This is a genomic window from Micrococcus sp. (assembly GCF_030523875.1).
Lineage (GTDB): Bacteria > Actinomycetota > Actinomycetes > Actinomycetales > Micrococcaceae > Micrococcus.
In genome coordinates this window covers 1-2,919 of record NZ_JAUNHR010000140.1, presented here as the reverse complement: position 1 = coordinate 2,919, position 2,919 = coordinate 1, and the positions used below count along the sequence as shown (strand labels likewise).

Annotated in this window: 4 protein-coding genes; 2 read left to right on the top strand and 2 right to left on the bottom strand. The window is 75.3% G+C overall.

Annotation, left to right across the window (positions count from 1 at the left end; translation table 11 throughout):
• Both Q4D18_RS11440 and Q4D18_RS11435 read right to left on the bottom strand, forming a co-directional pair.
• On the bottom strand, window positions 1-913 hold a 913-nt coding region (locus tag Q4D18_RS11440; protein ID WP_303128518.1), incomplete at its 3' end, for a M3 family metallopeptidase.
• A complete protein-coding gene (locus Q4D18_RS11435) occupies window positions 838-1,491 on the bottom strand; it encodes a hypothetical protein (protein WP_303128517.1) in 654 nt (217 codons plus the stop codon). The genes Q4D18_RS11435 and Q4D18_RS11440, both read right to left, overlap by 76 nt.
• Before the next feature lie 158 nt (window positions 1,492-1,649).
• Here Q4D18_RS11435 and Q4D18_RS11430 point away from each other — a divergent pair, with 158 nt between their 5' ends.
• Window positions 1,650-2,411 carry a YebC/PmpR family DNA-binding transcriptional regulator gene (locus Q4D18_RS11430; protein WP_303128516.1) on the top strand — a complete coding sequence of 254 codons (762 nt, stop codon included), beginning with the start codon at window positions 1,650-1,652 and terminating at the stop codon, window positions 2,409-2,411.
• A 5-nt stretch (window positions 2,412-2,416) separates the two neighbouring features.
• The coding region (gene ruvC / locus Q4D18_RS11425) for a crossover junction endodeoxyribonuclease RuvC (RefSeq protein ID WP_303128515.1) at window positions 2,417-2,919 on the top strand (503 nt) is incomplete at its 3' end.

Sequence of the window (2,919 nt, the reverse complement as noted above, 5' to 3'; positions counted from 1 at the left end):
CCTGGCTGGGGAACTCGACCACGTCCCGGGGCACGCTCGTGCCCGTCAGGGAGGCGTACTCGCCCTCGGCCAGCAGCCCGTGCAGCACGTGGCCGAACTCGTGGAAGAGCGTCGTCGTCTCGTCGAGCGTGAGCAGCGCCGGCCGACCCGCCGCCGGGGCCGGCACGTTCATGGTGCAGAAGACCACCGGGCGCTCGCCCAGGGCCTCCGACCGGTCCCGCACCGTGTGCATCCACGCCCCGCCCGACTTCGTGGCGCGCGCGAAGAAGTCCCCCACGAAGAGCCCAATCACGACGCCGGACTCGTCCGTCACCTCCCACACCCGGATCCCGGGCCGGTACAGGTGCCCCGCCAGCTCCGGGCGCTCGGCGAACGAGAGCCCGTACAGCGCCGTCGCCGCCGCGAACACGCCCTCCGTGAGGACCCGGTCCAGCGGGAAGAACGGGCGCAGCGCCCCCGCGTCCACCGCGAACGCCTCCCGGGCGTGCCGAGCCGAGAGGAACGGCCAGTCCCACGGGGCCACGGCGCCGCCGTCCGGCGCCACCACGGCCGCGTCCGCCCGCGCATTGGCCATGGCGGGCCCCACCAGCGCGCCCAGCAGCTCCTCCACCGCCCCCACCGACGGCGCCGCCCGGTCCTTCAGCGCGTGCTCCGCCCAGGACGCCGCACCGAGCAGCCGCGCCTTCTCCAGGCGCAGCCGCACGATCCGCATCGCCGTGGACAGCGTCTCGTGCTCGCCCTCCGACCCGCGCGCGACGGAGGCCTGGAACACCTCTCGCCGCAGCCCCGCGTCCTCCAGGTCCGCCAGCCACGGCTGCGAGGTGAACAGGGACAGCGTCAGCAGCCAGGGCCCCGCGTCCGCGTCCCCCTCTCCGTGCCCGGCCTCCGCCGCGGCCGCGGCGGCCGCCGCCACCGGTCGGTCACCAGGACGGCCCGGGCTGCCGTGTCCGCCACCAGGCGCCGGGTGTAGGCGGCCTTGGCGGCGGCCAGCTCCCCGTTGGTCCGCCGCAGCTCGTCCCGCTGCGCCGGGGCCAGGTGGGCGCCGGCCAGCTCGAGGCGCGTGCGCAGGTCCGCCAGCAGGCGGGCGTCCTCCCCGGTGAGGTCGGCGTCGTCGACGGCGGCCACGCGCTCGGCCAGCCGCGGGTCCAGCAGCACGGCGTCCTCGTGGGCGGCCAGCTCGGGGGAGAGCTCCTCGGCGAGCGCCTGCCGCGCGTCGGTGCCGTCCGAACCCACCAGGGTGAAGAAAATCGGAGCCACCCGGCGCAGCAGCTGCCCGGACAGCTCCAGGGCGCGCACCGTGTTCGCGAACGTGGGAGCCTCGTCCGAGGAGAGCAGGGCCTCGACCTCGGCGCGGTGCTCGGCCATGCCGTGGCGCAGGCCGGCGGCCAGCTCGGCGTCGCTCACGGCGGCGAAGTCGGGCAGCTCGAGGGGCAGGGGGGAGGGGGACAGGAGGGGGTGTCCGGCCGGGAGCCGGTCGGTGATCTGGGTCATGGGGCCAGCGTAGGCCGCGGCCCCGTCCGCAGGATCCAGGGGCGCGCGGGACCGCGGCGGTAGAGTGGTCGGTCGAGTGCGGGGCCCGTTCGCCGGGCCCGCCGGTGACGACGACCGCGCGCCCCTCGGGCGGCGCGCCTGACGATGAGGAGACCCGCATGTCCGGCCATTCCAAGTGGGCGACGACCAAGCACAAGAAGGCCGTGATCGACCAGCGGCGCGCCAAGGCCTTCGCCAAGTACATCAAGGGCATCGAGGTGGCCGCCCGCGCCGGCGGCGCCGACCTGGCCGGCAACCCGGCCCTCGACCTGGCCGTCTCCAAGGCCAAGAAGAACTCGGTGCCCAACGACAACATCGAGCGCGCCATCAAGCGCGGCGCCGGCCTGACCGGCGAGGTCATCGACTACACCGAGATCATGTACGAGGTCCGCGGCCCGCAGGGCTCGGCCCTGCTCGTGGAGTGCCTCACCGACAACAAGAACCGGGCCGCCGCGGACGTGCGCGCCGCGGTCACCCGCAACGGCGGCACCATGGCCGACTCTGGCTCCGTGTCATTCCTGTTCAACCGCAAGGGCCTCGTGCGCCTGCCCGCCGAGGGCAACACCGAGGACGGCCTGCTCGAGGCCGTGCTCGAGGGCGGCGCGGACGCCGAGGAGGTCGTGGAGTCGGGCGACGAGTTCGAGATCGTCTCCGCGCCCTCGGACCTGCGCGCCGTGGCGCAGGCTCTCGACGCCGCCGGGATCGCCTACGAGACCGACGAGCTCGAGTACGTGCCCACCATGAAGGTCGAGCTGGACGCCAAGGGGGCCCGCACCTTCCTGAAGCTCGTGGACGCCGTCGAGGAGCTCGACGACGTGCAGAGCGTCTTCTCGAACGTGGACATCGCCCCCGAGCTCCTCGCCGAGCTCGAGGAGGACTGAGCGTCGTGGCGGCCGGGCCCGTCGACGTCGTCCGCGTGCTCGGGGTGGACCCCGGGCTCACCCGCTGCGGGATCGCCGTGGTGGACGTGGACGCGCGTCGGCGGGCCTCGCTCGTCCACGTCGAGGTCGTGGGCACGCCCGCCGACACCCCGCTCGACGCCCGCCTGCTGCGCATCGACGAGGCGGTGACCGCCGTGCTCGCGCGCTTCTCGCCCGCGCGCGCCGCCGTCGAGCGGATGTTCGCCAACAACAACACCCCCACCGTCCTGGGCACGGCCCAGGCCGCGGGCGTGGCCATCGCCGCCGCCGCCCGCGCCGGCGTCCCCGTGGGCCTGCACACCCCCTCCGAGGTCAAGGCCGCCGTCACCGGGGACGGCGACGCCGGCAAGGAGCAGGTCACCACGATGGTCACCCGCATCCTGCGCCTGGACGCCCCGCCCCGTCCCGCCGACGCCGCCGACGCCCTCGCCCTGGCCATCGCCCACGCCTGGCGCGGCACCGCCCTCGG

Excerpts from the sequence above, each read along its gene's own strand:
- Q4D18_RS11435 (WP_303128517.1), bottom strand. The coding sequence starts at position 1,491 with ATGACCCAGATCACCGACCGGCTCCCGGCCGGACACCCCCTCCTGTCC.
- Q4D18_RS11430 (WP_303128516.1), top strand. The coding sequence starts at position 1,650 with ATGTCCGGCCATTCCAAGTGGGCGACGACCAAGCACAAGAAGGCCGTG.